The following is a 17,689-nucleotide window of genomic DNA, read 5'->3' as shown; positions in this document are numbered from 1 at the left end:
GCCGCTCCCGGCCCCGCCGGTTCTGCCGTCCTGGCCCCGCACCCGGTCCGGCGAGGAGGCCGCCCTCGCCGTTCAGTGGGCCGGGGCGGGCGGCTCCACCGGGGCGGTCACGGTCTCCGCCGCGTACGCGGGCGCGTCGTCGTCCTTCATCGCCTTGGTCTCGCTCTTGAGGATCCGCATCGACTTGCCGAGGGCCCGTGCCGTGTCCGGCAGCTTCTTCGAGCCGAACATCACGATGACGACGATGGCGACGATCAGCAGGTGCCAGGGTTCCAGTCCGTTGCGGAGCATGCTCTCGACCTCTCCATCTCTGCGGCAGCAATGGTTGCTGCATTGCGCAACTGTACAACCCGGGGAGAGGTGTAAGAGGGGCCGCCGCCGACGACCACTCGCGAACCTGACGACCTACGGATGACGGCGAACCAGCAGCCGCAGGGCCAGGGCGTACAGGGCCAGGACGGCGGCGAGCAGCAGGTAGTACGGCACGGGAAGCGGTGTCATGCCCAGGCGGGCGCCCAGCGGGCTCGGCGGCAGCAGCAGACCGACGGCGCCGAGGACGGCGGCGGCCCGGCCGACGGGTCCGGGCCGGCCGGCGGCCCGGCCGGTGCGCAGCAGCACCATCACCACGGCCTGGGTCAGAAGGTTCTCGGTGAACCAGGCGGAGTGGAAGACGGCCCGGTCGTCGACGGCGTCCGGCCCGTTCAGGGCGAGCCCGAGGACGGCGAAGGTGGCGAGGTCGGCGACGGCGTTGAGCGCGCCGAACCCGGTGAGGAAACGCAGGAAGGCACGGGGCCGCAGCACGGTCGGTCGGCGCAGCGCGGCCGCGCCGGGACGGTCGTGGGCGAAGGCGAGCTGGGCGACGTCGAAACAGAGGTTCTGCACGAGCACCTGGGCGGGGAGCATCGGCAGGAAAGGCAGCAGCAGTCCGGCGGCGAGCATGGCGAGGACGTTGCCGAGGTTGGAGGAGAGGGTGACGCGCAGGTACGAGGCGATGTTGCCGCTGCTGTACCGGCCCGCGGTGACGGCGTGGCCGACGGCGCCGAGGTCCTTCTCGCCGAGCACGACGTCGGCGCTCTCCCGGGCCACGGCGCAGGCGGCGCCCGGTGCGATGCCGACGTCCGCCGCGCGCAGGGCGGGGGCGTCGTTGACGCCGTCGCCGAGGAAGCCGACGGTGTGCCCGGCCGCGCGCAGGGCGGCGACGACGCGCGCCTTGTCGGCGGGGGTGCAGCGGGCGTAGGCGACGGTCCGGCCGACGGTGTCCGCCAGGTCGTCGTCGACGGCGCCGACCTCTCCGGGGTCGAGGCCGAGTTCGCGGCAGACGCGGGCCGCCGTGCCGGGGTGGTCGCCGGTGAGGACGCGCACCGCGACCCCGCGGGCGGCCAGGGCGCGCAGGGCCTCGGCGGCGCCCGGGACGAGGGTGTCGCGGAAGGAGACCAGGCCGCGGAAGGAGAGGCCGTGCTCGTCGGCCGGAGTGCAGGGGGAGGGGACGGGGGCGCGGGCGGAGAGGTCGCGCTGGCGGGTGGCGGCGGGGCGTTCCGCGGTGGCGACGGCCAGCAGTCGCAGCCCGGTCGCCGCCTCGCGCTCGGCGAGGGCGCTCAGCCGCGCCCGCTCGTCCGGTTCCAGGAGGCAGCGGTCAAGTACGTCCTCGACGGCGCCTTTGACGACCAGGACGTGCGTGCCGAGGCGCGGGCCGCGCACCACCGCGGTGGACAGACGCCGGACGGGGTCGTAGGGGACGGCGTCCACCCCGTCGTACTCCTCGTACGACCCGTACGACCCGTACGACCCGTACGACCCGCACGAGAGGCACGACCCGCACGACCCGCCCTCCTCGCGCCTCTCGCGCCAATCGCAGTCCTCGCGTTTCGTCATCGCTTCCAGCAACGCCTCGTCGAGGGCGTCCGGAGTGGGGTGCTCGGCGAGTTGGAGGGTCCACCAGGCGTTGACGGCGGCCCAGCGCAGGGGCTCGGGGTCGTCGCGGCCGTCCGGGCCGAGGGAGCGGGCGAGGACCGGCCGGTCCTGGGTGAGGGTGCCCGTCTTGTCGACGCACAGGACGTCGATCGCGCCCAGGTCGTGCAGGGCGGGAAGCCGTTTCACGATCACGCCGTGCGTCCGGGCGAGCAGGGCGGCGCCCCGGGCCAGACAGCTGGTGACGATCACCGGAAGCATCTCGGGCGTCAGTCCGACGGCGACCGCGACGGCGAACGGCAGCGTCTCCAGGCCACGGCCGCGCAGGGCCGCGTTGGCCATGAGGACGAGGGGCGGGGTGAGCAGCATGAAGCGGATCAGCACCCAGGAGATCCCGTGCACGGACCGGTCAAAAGCGCTTGCCCCACGCGGCGGCGGCCCGTCCACGCCCAGAGCGGCGGCGAACCGGGTCCGCGCCCCGGTGGCGAGGACGACGGCGGTGGCGCTGCCCGAGGCGACGTCGGTGCCCTGGAAACAGAGGTGGGCCTCGTCGGCGTGGTCGGGATCCGCCGGGTCCGCGGCGGACTTCGCGACCGGCGCCGACTCGCCGGTCAGGGCGGCCTGGTGCACGGTCAGCCCGCGGGCGCGCAGCAGTCGTACGTCCGCGGGGACCAGGTCGCCGGGGCCGAGCCGGACGACGTCGCCGGGCACCAGGTCGGCTACCGGGACCTCGCGGGGGCGGGCCGTCTCCCCGTCGGCCGGGCGGCGCAGCACCGTGGCCGTGTCGGCGACCAGCTCGCGCAGCCCGGCCAGGGAGCGGTCGGCCCGGTGTTCCCCGCTCGCGCGCAGCACGCAGCTGACCCCGACGAGGGCGAGGATCACGGCAGCGGCGCCCCAGGAGGCGACGAGGGCGGAGACCAGGCCGAGGCAGAGGAGAACGACGGTGAAGGGGTCGCGCAGTCCGCGCAGGAGGAGGTGGGGCCAGGACGTCGCAGGTGTTCCGGGAACCGTGTTCTCACCGGTTTCCGCGAGCCGGGCGGCGGCCTCGGCGTCGGTCAGCCCGCGTGGGCCGGTGTCCAGCCAGCGGAGCGCCTGCAGGACCGTTCCGTCGGCGGGCGGCGGCTGTGGGGCGGTCGGCTCAGAGGCCACGGAGACGGGCGGCGGCCGGGCGGGCGGAGCCGTCGGCGCGGTCGGCGAGGCGGCCCACGGCGAGGCGTACCACGTCGACGACGTCGGGGTCGTCCACGAAGTACACCTGCCGGCGGCCCTCGCGGCGGGAGCGGACGAGGCCGGCCAGTTTCAGCTTGGTGAGGTGCTGGCTGACGGCGGGCAGCGCGCCGCCGACCCGCTCGGCGAGCCCGGTCACATCGCTCTCGCCCTGCGCCAGCGCCCACACGATGTGCAGCCGGGCGGACGAGGCCAGCAGCCCGAAGGTCTCGGCGGCCTGTGCGAGCACGGCGGCGGAGGGGTCCTCGATGCGGACGCCGTCGGTGGAGCGGTCCTCGAACGCCACGGTGGTCGACCTCCTCGGCGCTGTTGGGGTGCGGACGGACCGGGTCAGTCTAGGACGCCGGACCCGCTCGGCCGGTGCGGCGGTTGTGCGCTACCGCCGTGGAAACGGTCTCCGCCGGATCGGCCGCCGGATCGCCCGCCGGATCGGCCGTGCTGTGTCGCTGTGAAGAAATCGCGCTTCGCGCTTCAATCCCCGTTCGGCGGTGGCACGTTGAGGCTCATGGACATCGACGCCGAGACGGCTCACTCCGTGCGGATCTACGACTACATCATCGGCGGCAGAGGTCGACACGACCCGCTCGTCCTGACGACGCGGTCGGCATCGTGCGCCGGCTACTCGACCCGCTGCCCTCCCGCAGCTGTCTGGCGATGTCGATCGGCACCGCCGACTTCGCGCCCGACGAGGTCGACCGGGTCGCCCCGGAGTACGCGGCGGGGCGGCGGCGCGCAAGCCCTGACAAGAATTGACGATCATTCAAGTCACCTGCGGATATACCCCTTCCGTCCCTCCGGTCCCGTCCCACATCACAATGCGGCAGCAGCACCTCACCCCAAGTGGTTGTTTACTTGACTACCAGCGGTCACACACGGTTGGCTCCGAGCCAGCGAAAGCCTTCCGCCGGCGCACACCCCGTCGCTCCGGCGGTGCTCGCCCGTCCTCCTGCTCTGCCGCACAGCGAGGTGCAGCCCCCCATGAACACTCCCCTCCCCGCTCCTTCCGCTCCGCCCGCCCTCAGATCCGCCCGCCTCACCGCACTGGCCACAGTCTGCTGCCTGCTCCTCGTCGGCTGCTCCGGCTCCACGTCGTCCGGCTCGGACAAGGACGCGGCGGGCCGCTCGGGCGGCCCCATCAAGATCGCCCTGGTCACCCACGGGGCGAAGGGCGACACCTTCTGGGAGCGGGTGCGCAAGGGCGCCGAGGCGGCCGCCGCCAAGGACGGCGTCGAGCTGACCTACGCGAGCGACGCCGACGCCGCCGGACAGGCAGAGCTGGTGCGGGACGCGATCCGCGACCGGGTCGACGGCATCGCCGTGACGCTGGCCAAGCCACAGGCCATGAAGAGCCCGGTGGCCACGGCCAAGGCCGCCGGCATACCCGTGGTCGGCCTCAACTCCGGTATCGACGCCTGGCAGTCCACAGGGCTCCTGGAGTACTTCGGCCAGGACGAGAGCGTCGCGGGCCGCGCCGTCGGCGGCAAGCTCGACGACCTGCGCGCCCAGCACGCCCTGTGCGTCATCCACGAGCGGGGCAACGTCGCCCTGGAGGCGCGCTGCGCGGGCGTGAAGAAGACGTTCACCGGCGAGACCGAGATGCTCTACGTCGACGGGACGGACATGGACGCGATGACCGCCGCACTGACCGAACGCCTGAAACAGGAGCCCGACATCGACGAAGTCATCGCCAACGGCGCGCAGTTCGCGCTCGCCGCGGCGCAGGCGGCCCAGAAGGCCGACAGCAAGGCCAAGATCGCCACCTTCGACCTCAACAAGGACCTGGTCGAGGCGGTCCGCGACGGCCGCGTGCAGTTCGCGGTGGACCAACAGCCTTACCTCCAGGGCTATCTCGCCGTGGACGCGCTCTGGCTCTACAAGACCAACGGCAACCTCAGCGGCGGCGGGGTGGCGCCCGTGCTGACGGGCCCGGCCTTCGTCACCAAGACCAACGTCGCCGACGTCGCACGCTTCGCCGCCGACGGAACCCGCTGACCGCGCGGTCCGTCCCGGTGTCCCCCACTTCCGCTCTCCCGTCCCTCACCCCTCCCCCGCTCCCCACGCCTCCCCCCACACACTCCTCACACCTCCGCTGCTGCCCACTCCCCCGCTGATCGCCCTAGGACGAGTATGTCTCCACGGACAGGTGCCCGGCGCCGCCGTCTCGGCTCCATACGTCTCTCCCTGATCCTCCTGGCGCTGGTGCCCGGCGTCACCCTCGCCGCCATGTGGGGCGTGACGACGATCCAGATGTTCTCCGAGGGGCTGCGGCTGCGCGCGCAGACCGAACTGAGCCGGTCGACCGGCGCCATGGGCACCGAGGCGACGCTCGCGCTCCAGCAGGAGCGCAGTCTGTCGGCCGTGTGGCTGGCCTCGATGCCCGCCGGTTCCCGGGCCGCGCTGGACGCGCAGCGGCAGAGGACGGACGCGGCCGTCGCCAAGCTGGTCTCGCGTTCGGACGACATCCAGCAGGCGCCCTCCCGCGTGAGGGACCGCCTGTACTCGGTGGTCGCCTCGGTGGGCAGCCTGGAGTACTACCGGGGTCAGGTGGACAACCCCAGCGACATCACCGCCGCGCAGGCCCTGGACCAGTACACCTCGATCATCGACGACCAGATCCACGCCTTCCAGGAGCTGTCCCAGGTCGACGACGGCGACCTCACCTCCCAGGCCGGACCGCTGGTGGCCCTGGAGCACGCGGCCGAACTGGTCTCGGAGGAGGATCTGCAGCTCACCCTGGCCGGGCCCGAGCGGCGGATGGACGAGAAGGCGTGGGCGGAGTTCGCCCAGCTGGTGAACACGCGCCGCTGGCTGGTGCAGGACCAGATCGTGCCCTCGCTCACCGGGACCGCGAAGGCGGAGACCGAGAACATCCTGACGAGCTATCAGTGGCAGAACCTCCAGGCCATCGAGGACAAGGTGCTCGCGGCCCGCGTGAAGCCGAGCGAGAACGGCGACGTCGTCCTGCCGGACGTGCAGAAGCAGTGGCGGGCCGCGCTCATCGAGGTCTCCGACCAGTACTCGGGGCTGATCCGGCAGCAGACCACGGCGCTGTTGCAGCGCAGCGCGGACAACGCGCGCGGCCTGTTGATCAAGGCGGCCGCGCTGAGCGCGGGCGGTCTCGTCGCCCTGCTGCTGTGCGTCGGCATGTCCTGGCGGATCACCCGCTCGCTGTCGCGGCGGCTGCGCGGGCTGCGGGAGGCCACGCTGAGCCTGGCGCACGAACGGCTCCCGGAGGTGGTGGCGCGGCTGGACCGGGGAGAGACTGTCGACGTGGAATCGGCGACCCCGCCGCTGGACTACGGCGGCGACGAACTCGGGCAGGTGGCCACGGCGTTCAACACGGCGCAGCGCACCGCCGTGCACACCGCGGTCGAACTCGCCGACACCCGGCGCGGTTTCCAGAAGGTCATCCTGGGCATCGCCCGGCAGAGCCAGAACCTGGTCAACCTCCAGCTCAGCAAGCTCGACGCGCTGGAGCGCCGGCACCAGGACCCCGACGTCCTCAAGGGCCTGTACGAACTGGACTCCACGGCCAGCCAGTTGCGCCGGTACGAGGAGAACCTCGTCATCATCAGCGGCGGCCGGCCCGGACGCAGCTGGTCGGAGCCGGTGGCGCTGGTCGACATCCTGCGCAGCGCCGTCGGGGAGGTCGCCGAGTACCAGCGGGCGGAGGTGCACACCGAGGAGGATGTGTGGATCGCCCCGCACGCCGTGGCGGACCTGATCCATCTGCTCGCCGAGCTCATCGACAACGCGACCTCCTACTCGCCGGCGCCCAGCCCGGTCGGGGTACGGGCCGCGGTGGTGGCCAAGGGTCTGGCGATCGAGGTCGAGGACCGCGGCCTCGGCCTGTCGGAGGAGGACTACGCCTCGTTCAACGCGCAGTTGGCGGTGGCCCCGCAGTTCGACCTGGTGGCGCTCGCCGACGACCTGCGGCTGGGCATGTTCGTGATCGCCCGGCTCGCCACCCGGCACGGCATCGCCGTGAACCTGCGCTCCTCGCCGTACGGCGGCACCACCGCGATCGTGCTGGTCCCGCACGACATCGTGGTCCGCGAGGCCTCCGACGCCGAGACCCCGGCGGCCTGGGACCCCGACGGGGCGCACGACCCCTCGGCCCTCGCGGGCAGTACGTCGACCCCGACGCGTCCCTCGTCGGCCGGTACGGGCGTCCGGACATCCCGGGTGGCGACGGCCCCGGACCGCACCGCAGCCCCAGCCCCAGCCACAGCCCCAGCCACAGCCACCGCCGCGCCCGCCGCCACTGCTCAGCCGGCGGCGACGGCGGCCCGTACCGCCGCACCGCTCCCCGCCCGCTCCCACGGCCTCTCCCCGCTCCCCCGCAGGGTGCCGCAGACCAGTCTCGCGAGCGAGTTGCGCGAGGACGCCGTCGCCGTCGAGGAAGACGGCTTCCCGGACGACTTCACCGCCGAGCGCGCGGCCTCTTCCCTCGCCGGTTTCCAGCGCGGCACGCTGCAGGCACGCGACGACGACGTGCCGCCGTCCGGCGCGGCGGAGTCCGCCGCCGAGGCGCCCGGCCCGCCGGTCATCGCCGCGGGCTCGTCCCAGACCCCGACCACGCCCGCCGACCGCTCATGAAGGACACCCGATGACACACTCCATCCCCGCCACGAACACCCAGCTCGACCAGTTGCTCACCGGTCTCGTGGACCGGGTCGCCGACGTGAACCAGGCCGTCGTGCTCTCCGAGGACGGGCTGGTGGTGAGCAAGTCCACCGGGTTCCTGCGCGAGGACGCCGAACGGCTGGCGGCGACCGCGTCCGGCCTGATGAGCCTCAGCAAGGGCGTCAGCATGGACTTCCGCGGCGGCCCGGTGCGTCAGGCGCTCATCGAGATGGCCAACAGCTACCTGATCCTCACCGCGGCCGGCCCGGGGGCCCATCTCGTCGTGCTGGCGGGCAAGAACGCGGACGTCGGCGTCGTGGCGTACCAGATGAACATGCTGGTGAAGAAGATAGGCGAGCACCTCAGCGCGGCGCCGCGGGCCCATGTCGGTCCCGCCGTCGGCACCAACGGCGGGTGAGGTGAGCGGAGGCGACGAAGCGGGCCGGCTCGTCCGGCCGTTCACCCTCACCGGTGGGCGGACCCGGCCCAGCCGCGCCGACTTCACCCTCATCACGACGGTGACCGCGGTGGACCCTCCGCCCGAGCGGGCCGCTCGGCCGCAGCCGGAGCACGCCCGGATCCTGCGGCTGTGCGCCCGGCCGCTCGCCGTGGCGGAGGTCGCGGCCCATCTCGACCTGCCGGTGAGCGTGGTCGTCATCATGCTCTGCGATCTGCTGGAGGCGGGCCTGATCACGGCCCGGCCGCCCCGTCACGTCTCGGGCGCACCGGACCTAGACCTGCTGCAGAAAGTGAGGGACGGCCTTGGCCGGATCTGATTCCACCGCCGATACGGCCGCAGCATCCGCCCCGGCCGCCGCACCCGACGCCGTGAAGATCCTCATCGCTGGCGGCTTCGGCGTCGGCAAGACCACCATGGTCGGGTCGGTCAGCGAGATCGCGCCGCTGCGCACGGAGGAGCCGCTGACCGTAGCCGGGCTGGGCATCGACGATCTGAAGGGCATCGAGGAGAAGCGGTCGACCACCGTGGCCCTCGACTTCGGACGGATCACCATCGGCGACGACCTGGTGCTGTATCTCTTCGGCACGCCCGGGCAGCAGCGGTTCTGGTTCATGTGGAACGACCTGGCCATCGGCGCCCTGGGGGCGGTGGTCCTGGTCGACGTGCGCAGACCGGAGTCCAGTTTCGCCGCGATCGACTTCTTCGAGCGCCGGGGCATCCCCTTCGTCGTCGGGGTCAACGGCTTCCACGGGCAACACCCTTATCCGGCGCAGGAGATCAGGGAGTCGCTGGCGCTGCCGGCGCACGTTCCGGTGCTGCTGTGCGACGCACGGGACCGGGAGTCCTGCCGGGACGTGCTGATCGCGCTCATCGACGACCTGATCGCCGACGTCGACGTCCGGCCGAGCCCCGCCCGCTGACCGAGCACCGCCCGCCGACCGGCCCGACCCGCCGATCCCCGCTAGCGGGCTCCCGCGGCGCGCAGCACGGCGGCCGTCTCCGGGTGCGGGCCCGCGGTCGCCCACTCCAGCGGGGTCCAGCCGTCGCCGTGGTCCTCCCGGAGGTTGGGGTCGGCGCCGTGCGCGAGGAGGGTGCGGACCGTCTCGGTGTGGCCCCAACAGGCCGCCGCGCACAGGGGAGTTCCCTCCGCGCCGAGGCCGGCGCTCTCGGCGTCGGGCGGGGCGCCGGCCTCCAGGAGCCTGCGGGCGATGTCGGCGGCGCCCTGCACCGAGGCCGCGTACAAGGGAGTCGTGCCGTCGCCGTCGGCCGTCGCCGGGGCGGCTCCGGCGCGCAGCAGCAGCGCGACCCGGCGGCCCTCGTCGAACGTCGCCGCTGAGACCAGACTTCTCGTCAGCTTCTTCTGCCGTCTTCTGTTCACGGCCGCCGAGACTAGTCCGGCCCGGACCGGAGATCGCCGGATTTCCCATGGGCCGCTCACAGGCGGAAGGCGGGAAACCGCCAAGCGTGTCCCAGTGATTGACCTGTTTCCCGCACACCCCTACTTTCTGACCGACTCGCCGAACTCTGTTCGATATATCGACTTCAGCGTCTCGATATCAAGGGCACTCGCACCCCTGGAGAGCACATGAGCCCCAACCCGTCCCGCCGCCTCTTCCTCGGCGCGGCCGCATCCGTCCCGCTGGCCCTCACCCTCGGCACGCAGGCCGCGCACGCGGCCGACTCGGCCTATGTGATGGGCTACTTCACCGAGTCGACCTCCCTCGGCGAAGGCACCGACTACGGCCTGCACCTCGCCGTCAGCACGGACGGGCTGCGCTGGATGCCCCTCAACCAGAACAACCCGGTGGTCACGCCGACCGAAGGCGCTCTCGGACTGCGCGACCCGTTCATCCTGCGCAAGCAGGACGGCACGTTCGTCGTCCTCGCCACGGACCTCAAGGGCACGGACTGGACCTACGTCAGCCAGTACGTGCACGTCTGGAACTCCACCGACCTGCGCACCTTCACCGGCTACCACCGTCTGAAGCTGCACGACATGAACACCCACAGCTGGGCGCCCGAGGCGTTCTGGGACGCGGGCCGGGGTCAGTACGCGCTCATCTACTCGGCCGTCAACGACAGCGGCCACAACGTCATCATGGTGAACTACACCAGCGACTTCGTCACGGCCTCGACGCCCCAGGTGTTCTTCGACCCCGGCTACGACATCATCGACGGCGACATGGCCGTCGGCGTGAACGGCGTCAACTACCTCTACTTCAAGAAGGACCAGACGCTGGTGGGCGCGCGGTCCACCTCCCTCGACCCGGGCAGCTTCACGGTCTTCAACACCGGCGTCGCGCACGGCGGCACCGAGGCCCCGACCCTCGTCAAGTCCCTGACGTCCAACACCTGGTGGCTCTGGGGCGACACCTACACCCCCAACGGCGTGTTCTACGCCTGGCAGTCCAGCGACCTGTCGGCCGGCACCTGGACCGCGCTCGACCAGAAGACGTACACCCAGCCGGTCAACTCCAAGCACTGCGGCATCACGACGATCACCTCCACCCAGTACGACAACCTCGTCGCCAAGTGGGGCGCCCCCACATGGAACCGCCTCAAGTCCTACAACTACCCGGCCCGTTACGTCCGGCACGCCAACTACCTCGGCCGTATCGACGAGTACCCATTCGACCTGTACACCGACTCGGAGTGGAAGCTGGTCCCCGGCCTCGCCGACAGCGCCGGGGTCTCCTTCCAGTCGGTCAACTACCCGACCCGCTATCTGCGGCACTACAACTACGCTCTCCGGCTCGACGTCAACGACAGCACGTCCACGTTCGCCGCGGACGCGACCTTCTACCGCACCGCGGGGCTGGCGGACTCGGGCTGGTCGTCGTTCCGCTCGTACAACAACCCGACCCGGTACATCCGGCACTCGAACTACGTCCTGCGCATCGACCCGATCTCGACGGCCACCGAGCAGCAGGACGCGACGTTCTACGTGGGTTACTGAGCGGGGACCCGGACCGCGATGACCTCGTGACCCGGTGAGGTCACAACTCGGCGAGCGTGGACAGCAGTTCGGTCGCCGCCGTCACATCGCCCGTCAGGGGGCGGTCGTCCGTGCCGGTCGGCAGGGCGGCCGTCGCCGCGGCGAAGGCGGCGACCGGCGGCGGCACCGGATGCATCCTCAACGCCCTTACAGCGGCCACCAGTTCGCAGGCGAGGACAGTGGCGTAGGCGTCCGTGGCGCGCTGGGTCTGGCGGGCGGCCTGTCCGGCGAAGCTGGCGGCCTCCTCCAGCCCCCGCGAGAGGACCGCGTGTCCCGCCGAGGCGGGCGCGGTGCACGAACGCAGCTCCGCGAGCGCGGAGTTGGCCGTGTACTCCAGGATCATCGTGCCCGAGCTGCTCGCGGGTCCGGCGGCCAGGAAGGCGGACAGGCCGGTAAGCCCGGGGTCGCCGAGCGCGGTCAGACGGGCGGCGGAGAGCTGGGCGGTCTGCAGCAGGGCGAGGTTCGCCGCGTCCAGGGCGAGGCCGAGCGGTGCGGCGAAGAAGCCCCCGTGGTGGTAGGCGGTCGTGCCGTCCAGGGCGACGAGGGGGTTCTCGGAGGGGCAGTTGACCTCCACCTCGACGACCTCGCGCAGCCGCTCGGCCGCGTCGAGGGCGCAGCCGTGGGCCTGCGGGAAGGCGCGGAAGCCGAAGGGGTCCTGGATCCGGCGGCCGGGGCCCGGCGGCCGCTGCGCCCACCCGAGCAGTCGCCGCACCTCGGCGGCCGCGCGGGCCGCGCCGGGGTAGCTGCGCAGGGCGTGCACGGGGGCCGCGTACGCCTCCGGCGAGCCGGAGACCGCGGCGAGGGAGAGCGCGGCGACGGCGTGCGTGGCCCGCAGCAGCACATCGAGGTCGTGGTACGCGAGCGCGGCCTGCGCGAGCGCCAGGGCGTTGCTGCTGAGCAGCGCGAGCGCGTCGCCGGGGTGGAGGGTGACGGGAGCGGGGAGGACACCGGAAGCACTGCCCGGAACCCCCGGCTGTCCACCCTGCCGGGAGAGTTCCGCCGCAGTGTCACCCGACTGCTGACCCTGCCGGTGGAGTTCTTCCGCAGCCCCGCCCGACTGCGCACCCCGCCAAGGAAGTTCCGTCGTAGCGCCGCCCGACCGGCTGTCCGTCCAGGAGGGTTGCGTCGGCCCCTCTCCCACCCACGGGCGTTCGCCGATCAGCGTCAGGCCCGTCTGGGCCAGGGCCGTCAGATCGCCGGTGCCGACGCCGCCGTACTCGTTGACGGCCGGGTGGACGCCGAGGCGCAGGGCCTCGGCGAGGGCGTCGACGAGGGCGGGCTGGATGCCGGAGCCGCCGGCCAGGAGCTGGTTGGCGCGGACCGCGAGCATGGCGCGGACCTGGCGGGCGGGGAGGAGCGCGCCCGCGCCGCCCGCGTGGCTGCGCAGCACCCGCAGGCCGTGCGAGGTCTCGTCTCCCTCGTCGACCGTCACCGAGCGCTGGGCGCCGACGCCGGTGCCCCGGCCGTAGAGCCGGCCGGCGGCGGCGAGACGGGCGGCGGCGCGCCAGGAGCGCACGGCTCGTTCGCGGGCCTCGGGGGCCACCGCGGGCACGGCGACGCCGTCGGCGAGCGCGATCAGCTCGCCGACGGTGAAAGCGGTTCCGTTCAGGACGACCCGGGAGCCCTCGTGCCGAGGGGGTACCCGGATCGGTCCGTCCGCTGCCGTGTCCAACGGTTCACTACGTCCCGGGGGAGCGTCAGCCCAGGCCGGCCGACTTCAGCCACGCCTTGGCGACGTCCAGCGGGTCCTTGCTCTCCAGCTGCACCTGGGAGTCCAGGTCGAGCAGCGCCTTCGTGTCGAGCTTGGCGGAGACGGCGTTGAGCGCGTCGACGCCTTCCTGGGAGAGCCCGCTCTTGTAGGCCAGGGGCGTCACGTTCGCGAATCCGAAGAGGTTCTCAGGGTCCTGGAGGACGACGAACTTCTCCTTGGTGATGGTGGGGTCCGTGGTGAAGATGTCCGCGGCCTGCACGGTGTTCTTCTTCAGCGCGGCCTGGGTCAGCGGACCGCCCGCGTCCAGCGCCTTGAACGACTTGAACTTCAGGCCGTACACCGACTCCAGGCCGAGGATGCCCTGCTGCCTGGTCTGGAACTCCGGCGAACCGCCGAGGACGAGGTTCGGCGCGATGCTCTTGAGGTCGGCGAGCGTGGACTCCGCGGTGAGGTTGTACTGCTTGGCGGTCGCCGCGTTGACCGTGACGGAGTCCTTGTCCTCGGCGGGCGACGACTCCAGCAGCGTCAGCTTGGAGTCGAGCTTGGCCTTCACCGCGGCGTTCACGGTCGCGAGGGACTTCTGCTCGGCCTTCGCGTCGAGGTAGGCGAGCAGCGAGCCGTTGTACTCCGGCAGAACGGTGATGGAACCGTTCTTGAGCAGGCCGTACGTGGTCTCGCGGCTGCCGATGTTGGGCTTGTAGGACACCTTGATGCCCTTGGCCTTGAGGGCCTCGCCGTAGATGTCGGCGATCAGGATGCTCTCGGCGAAGTTGTTGGAGCCGACGACGACGGTTCCGCTCGCCGCCTTGTCCCCGCCGAGCGGGTTGTCGGAGGTGTCGTCGGAGGAGGAACATCCCGCCAGCAGGGCCGTCATCGCGGCGAGCGCGACGGCGGCCGCGCCGGGGGGGTTCCTGAGGGACCTGCTGCTGTGGGCGTTGGAAGTCACGGTTCCCGTTCCGGGCTATGAGGGGGGCGAATGAGGAGCTGTCGAGGATCGACGATGCGTCGTGAAAGAGTCCGAGAGGCACTGAAGCACTCTGGCCTGATCCAATCCACCCCCTTCTTGATCAGTCAAGAGCAGCCTGGTCACCGATTGGCTTCGAATCATGGTCATTTATGCGCTGATCGCGACCTCATCAGCAAACTCTCGGCAGGCGCTTCGTAATCGATTCTTGACGTAGGGCGACGTGCTCGAGCGTTCGAAGAGGAGATAGTCTCGCCGAAGTTGACGTCGGTCACAGTGGTGCGCGGGGGGCCGCTGGGGTGCTGTTTCGTTCACATTCGGCCACGCGCGTGCACCTGCCACGCCTGCAACATCCCCCTGAAGGAGGCCCGGTGTCCACGAAAGAGGTGGACGCGACCGCCCGTACTGCATCCTCGACGCCGTCCGTGCGCCGGGGTCTACGGGGATTCGCCGACCGGTGGCCCTTCCAGCGCAAGCTGAACGTACTCGTCGGTATCCCGCTGACGGTGATCGCGCTGCTGCTGACGTACCTCATCGTCGACCTGGTGCAGGAGTCCAACCGGGCGGAGTCGGCGGCCCAACTGGTCCGCGACAGCTCCCAGGTGGCCCAGCTCGTCGCCGAACTGCAGGACGAGCACCAGCAGGCGATCCTGCTCTCCGTGCGGCACGAGGCGTCCTTCGACGGCGGCACGCCCTCCACCGATCCCTATCGGAAGGCGCAACTCGCCGTGGACGCACGGGTCCAGAAGGTGATCGAGGCCTTCGGCGACCGGCTGCCGGACACGGAGGCTCAGGCGCTCAGGGAGATCGAGGGCCTGGCCGGCCTGCGGTCCACCATCGAGCAGGGCTATCTGCCCGCCGACAACATCGACCCGGCGTACTCCGGCGCCGCCGACGGGCTCATCGACGGGCTCGGCCTGGACCGGAACTCCGCCCTGGCCACCACCTTCACCGGCAACATGCTCGACTCGCTGCTGCGCGCCGACGCCGCGCACGGCGCGTACGAGACCGGCGTCTTCTCCGCGCGCACCGGCGACAGCAACGCCCTCATCGAGTTCACCGGCGCGGTCGGCTCCTACCAGCTGTTCACCTACCAGGCCGAGCGCTTCGACCGGTTCGCCGGCGACGCGGACTCCGACGCGCTCGGCGGGATCGAGCACAACGCCTCGCAGGCCGTCATCGGCCAGCACTACGCCGAACTCGCCGTCGACCCCAGCGCGTTGCAGGCGGGGTCCAAGGTCGAGATCCGTTCGGCGTTCCGGCAGGCGCTCGCGTCGTACCCCGTCTACAGCAAGCAGGCCGCGACCCGCCTGAAGGTCACCGCCTCGCTCATCGACCAGATCGCCGACCGGGCCGACGACGCCTCCTCCAGCGCCCAGTGGCGCGCGGGCCTGCTGCTGAACCTGGCGCTGCTCTGCTTCGCCTTCTGGATCGCCTTCGCCGTCCTGGTCCGCCGCTCCGTGGTCCGCCCGGTGCTGGCCCTGACCGGCGCCGCCCAGGAGGTCGCCGACGTGGCCGGGCGCGAGCTGGCCCGGGTGGCCGACGACGACGCCGAAGAGACCGGTTCCCCCCGGTTGCGCGAGCTGCCGGTCACGGCGGACGACGAGATCGGCGAGCTCGCCGAGGCCTTCAACAACGTGCAGACCACCGCGGCCGCGCTGCTGGAGCGCCAGGTGCTCAGCCGCCGCAACGTCGCCGAGATGTTCGGCAACGTCGGCCGCCGCGTCAGCAACCTGACGACCCGTCAGCTCGCGCTGATCGACGCGGTGGAGCGCGGCGAGACCGACCCGGCCCTGCTCGAACGCCTCTACTCCATCGACCACATCGCGGTCCGACTGCGCCGCAACGCCGACAGCCTGATGCTGCTGGCCGGCATCCGCGAGACCGTTCTGGACTCCGGCCCGACCGAGCTCACCAACGTCGTCCGCGCGGCCCTCGGCCAGATCGAGGGCTTCCAGCGGGTACGGCTGTACGCCGGCACCGAGGCCATGGTGGAGCCCGACATCATCGGCGACCTCACGCTGATGATCGCCGAACTCCTCGAGAACGCCGTGTCGTTCTCGCCCGAGGGCAGCCCCGTCGAGGTGACGGTCGGCACCGAGCACGACGGCGCGTCGATCACCGTCGCCGACCACGGCCTGGGCATGAGCGCCGAGCGCCTCGCCGAGGAGAACGCCCGTCTGGTGCGCCGCGAGCGGCTGGACCTCGTCCCGACGAAGGTGCTCGGCCTGTTCGTGGTCGGTGCGCTGGCCCGCCGCTGGGACATCGACGTCGCGCTCTCGCGCACCCCGGGCGGCGGTGTGACGGCCGAGGTGCTCATCCCCTCGACGCTGCTGCTGACGCTGAGCGGGGCCGGGCTCGAGGCGGCGGTCACGGCCGGCTCCTCCGGCGCACAGCCCCCCGCCGCGCTTCCCGCCCCGTCGGCCCCCGCGGCCGGCCCGTCGGCCTCCGCCCCGGCCGAGTCCGCCTACGCGGACGACCCCGAGGCGCTCCCCCGCCGGGTCCCCCGCCGCGAGCAGCCTTCCTGGGCCGAGCCCGAACCCGAGCCGGCGCCCGCCCCGCAGACCCGCGGTGCGCAGCCGACGTACGGCCGCACCGCCGAGCCCGTGCTCCACGACCGCACGCCCGAGCCCGCGGCCCAGGGCCCCGCGGTGGGAGCCGCCCACCACGAGAGCCCGGCCGTCTCGCGCGACCGCGCCGTCGAGCCCGGCGCCCACGGCGACCCGGCCGAGCCGGGGTTCCCGGCCCGTAGGCCCGAGCCCACGCTTCGCCGGGACACGGCCACGCCCACTCCGTACGACCGCACCGCCGAGCCTCTGGCACGCGGCAACGGCTCGAGCGTGCCGGGCGGTTCGACCGTGCCCGCGCCCCGCTCGGGCGCCGGGGAGCCCCCGCTGTACGGCCGTACGCCCGAGCCCACGCTGCCGACTCGTCGTGCCGAGGCACCGCGGCCCCCCGCGGACGACGCCGCCCCCGGTGGCGACGGGGCGCGTCCCCTGCGCCGTCGGGTGCGCGGCGCCACGCTGCGTACGACCGTCGACGCGGCGGCGCAGCTGGCCGCGCGCCAGCCGGCCCGTCCCGCCGACGCGGACGCGGTCCGCAGCGCGCTGGAGGAGTTCGAGGCCGCCGTGGAACGCGCCCACCGGGACACGGGAGAGCACCCGGTCCCCGCCGAGGCCCGCCCCACCCCACCCACGACCGATCCGAACGGCCAGAGCCGCCCGTTCGAAGGGGACGACCGGAACGATCGCCGGACGCCCGAGCACCACCAGAACCACCAGAACCACCTTCCGGAAGGAGCCGAGCAGTGAGCACGTCGACAGGTGAGACTCCCGCCGGAGATGCCACGCCGACCGATCTGCGGGCCGCCGCAGCCGACTTCGCCTGGCTGCTCAGTCGTTTCGCCACCGAGACCGCGGGGGTCGTGGACGCCATCGCGGTGTCCACCGACGGGCTGCTGATCGCCGTGTCGGAGCTGCGCGAGCACGCCGACTCCGAGCGGCTGGCCGCGATCGTCTCGGGCATCACCAGCCTGGCCGCGGGCGCTTCCGGGAACTACGGTCTGGGCGGCCTGAACAAGGTCATCATCGATCTGGAGGGCGGCCATGTGCTGGTCTCCGCGATCGGCAGCGGCGCCGTCCTCGGCGTGGTCACCGACAAGGAGGCCAAGCTGGGCAACATCGCCTACGAGATGACGGTGTTCGCCAACCGGGTCGGCTCCGCGCTCAGCCCGCAGCTCGTCCTGGAGCTGAAGAACAGCGTCGGCGCCACGCGTACGCGCTGAGCGCACGCCACCGT

The 17,689-nt window shown here is 72.2% G+C and carries 14 protein-coding genes and 1 pseudogene; 9 read left to right on the top strand and 6 right to left on the bottom strand.

Features of this window, described 5'->3' with window-relative positions:
- Positions 1-72: 72 nt before the first annotated feature.
- The 3 genes from tatA to OG562_RS32910 all read right to left on the bottom strand — a co-directional run bounded on the left by tatA (position 73) and on the right by OG562_RS32910 (position 3,421).
- Positions 73-291 (bottom strand): Sec-independent protein translocase subunit TatA, encoded by a 219-nt coding sequence (gene tatA / locus OG562_RS32920; protein ID WP_266404488.1) that lies wholly within the window; start codon positions 289-291, stop codon positions 73-75.
- A gap of 114 nt (positions 292-405) precedes the next feature.
- The gene (locus tag OG562_RS32915; RefSeq protein WP_266404485.1) at positions 406-3,057 is read right to left on the bottom strand and encodes an HAD-IC family P-type ATPase; all 2,652 of its coding nucleotides are present in this window, start codon (positions 3,055-3,057) and stop codon (positions 406-408) included.
- Positions 3,047-3,421 carry a metalloregulator ArsR/SmtB family transcription factor gene (locus OG562_RS32910; protein ID WP_266404484.1) on the bottom strand — a complete coding sequence of 125 codons (375 nt, stop codon included), beginning with the start codon at positions 3,419-3,421 and terminating at the stop codon, positions 3,047-3,049. Before OG562_RS32910 ends, OG562_RS32915 begins: the two co-directional genes overlap by 11 nt.
- Before the next feature lie 305 nt (positions 3,422-3,726).
- On the opposite strand from OG562_RS32910, the pseudogene OG562_RS32905 reads away from it, so the two are divergent.
- From OG562_RS32905 to OG562_RS32880, 6 genes and pseudogenes are all read left to right on the top strand, one after another.
- Positions 3,727-3,855 (top strand): annotated as a pseudogene (locus tag OG562_RS32905) (SAM-dependent methyltransferase); the annotation flags it as partial.
- A gap of 258 nt (positions 3,856-4,113) precedes the next feature.
- The gene (locus OG562_RS32900; protein ID WP_266404481.1) at positions 4,114-5,127 is read left to right on the top strand and encodes a substrate-binding domain-containing protein; all 1,014 of its coding nucleotides are present in this window, start codon (positions 4,114-4,116) and stop codon (positions 5,125-5,127) included.
- A 135-nt stretch (positions 5,128-5,262) separates the two neighbouring features.
- The gene (locus tag OG562_RS32895) at positions 5,263-7,734 is read left to right on the top strand and encodes a nitrate- and nitrite sensing domain-containing protein (RefSeq protein ID WP_266404480.1); all 2,472 of its coding nucleotides are present in this window, start codon (positions 5,263-5,265) and stop codon (positions 7,732-7,734) included.
- A 10-nt stretch (positions 7,735-7,744) separates the two neighbouring features.
- Positions 7,745-8,179, top strand: coding sequence for a roadblock/LC7 domain-containing protein (locus tag OG562_RS32890; RefSeq protein ID WP_266404478.1), 435 nt, complete (start codon positions 7,745-7,747; stop codon positions 8,177-8,179).
- Position 8,180: 1 nt separating this feature from the next.
- Positions 8,181-8,537: a DUF742 domain-containing protein gene (locus OG562_RS32885; RefSeq protein ID WP_266404476.1), complete on the top strand. Its 357-nt coding sequence runs from the start codon at positions 8,181-8,183 to the stop codon at positions 8,535-8,537.
- Entirely contained in the window at positions 8,524-9,141 is a 618-nt protein-coding gene (locus tag OG562_RS32880; protein WP_266404475.1) for an ATP/GTP-binding protein, read from the top strand. Before OG562_RS32885 ends, OG562_RS32880 begins: the two co-directional genes overlap by 14 nt.
- A gap of 41 nt (positions 9,142-9,182) precedes the next feature.
- Here the strand turns inward: OG562_RS32880 and OG562_RS32875 are convergent, their stop codons facing one another.
- Positions 9,183-9,599, bottom strand: a complete 417-nt coding sequence (locus tag OG562_RS32875) for an ankyrin repeat domain-containing protein (protein WP_266404474.1) — start codon at positions 9,597-9,599, stop codon at positions 9,183-9,185.
- A gap of 207 nt (positions 9,600-9,806) precedes the next feature.
- Here OG562_RS32875 and OG562_RS32870 point away from each other — a divergent pair, with 207 nt between their 5' ends.
- On the top strand, positions 9,807-11,177 hold the full coding sequence (locus OG562_RS32870) for a glycoside hydrolase family 43 protein (RefSeq protein WP_266404473.1): 1,371 nt from the start codon (positions 9,807-9,809) through the stop codon (positions 11,175-11,177).
- A 40-nt stretch (positions 11,178-11,217) separates the two neighbouring features.
- Here OG562_RS32870 and OG562_RS32865 read toward each other — a convergent pair whose 3' ends face one another.
- Positions 11,218-12,888 carry an aromatic amino acid lyase gene (locus tag OG562_RS32865; protein ID WP_266404471.1) on the bottom strand — a complete coding sequence of 557 codons (1,671 nt, stop codon included), beginning with the start codon at positions 12,886-12,888 and terminating at the stop codon, positions 11,218-11,220.
- Between the two features lie 25 nt (positions 12,889-12,913).
- On the bottom strand, positions 12,914-13,873 hold the full coding sequence (locus OG562_RS32860) for an ABC transporter substrate-binding protein (protein ID WP_266404470.1): 960 nt from the start codon (positions 13,871-13,873) through the stop codon (positions 12,914-12,916).
- A 389-nt stretch (positions 13,874-14,262) separates the two neighbouring features.
- On the opposite strand from OG562_RS32860, the gene OG562_RS32855 reads away from it, so the two are divergent.
- Both OG562_RS32855 and OG562_RS32850 read left to right on the top strand, forming a co-directional pair.
- Positions 14,263-17,202: an ATP-binding protein gene (locus OG562_RS32855; protein WP_266404468.1), complete on the top strand. Its 2,940-nt coding sequence runs from the start codon at positions 14,263-14,265 to the stop codon at positions 17,200-17,202.
- The gene (locus OG562_RS32850; RefSeq protein WP_266404466.1) at positions 17,199-17,675 is read left to right on the top strand and encodes a roadblock/LC7 domain-containing protein; all 477 of its coding nucleotides are present in this window, start codon (positions 17,199-17,201) and stop codon (positions 17,673-17,675) included. The genes OG562_RS32855 and OG562_RS32850 overlap by 4 nt, the downstream gene beginning before the upstream one ends.
- Positions 17,676-17,689: the final 14 nt, after the last annotated feature.

Source organism: Streptomyces sp. NBC_01275 (assembly GCF_026340655.1).
GTDB lineage: Bacteria > Actinomycetota > Actinomycetes > Streptomycetales > Streptomycetaceae > Streptomyces.
Note: the sequence above shows the minus strand (reverse complement) of the source record. Positions and strands in the feature narration are given on the sequence as shown.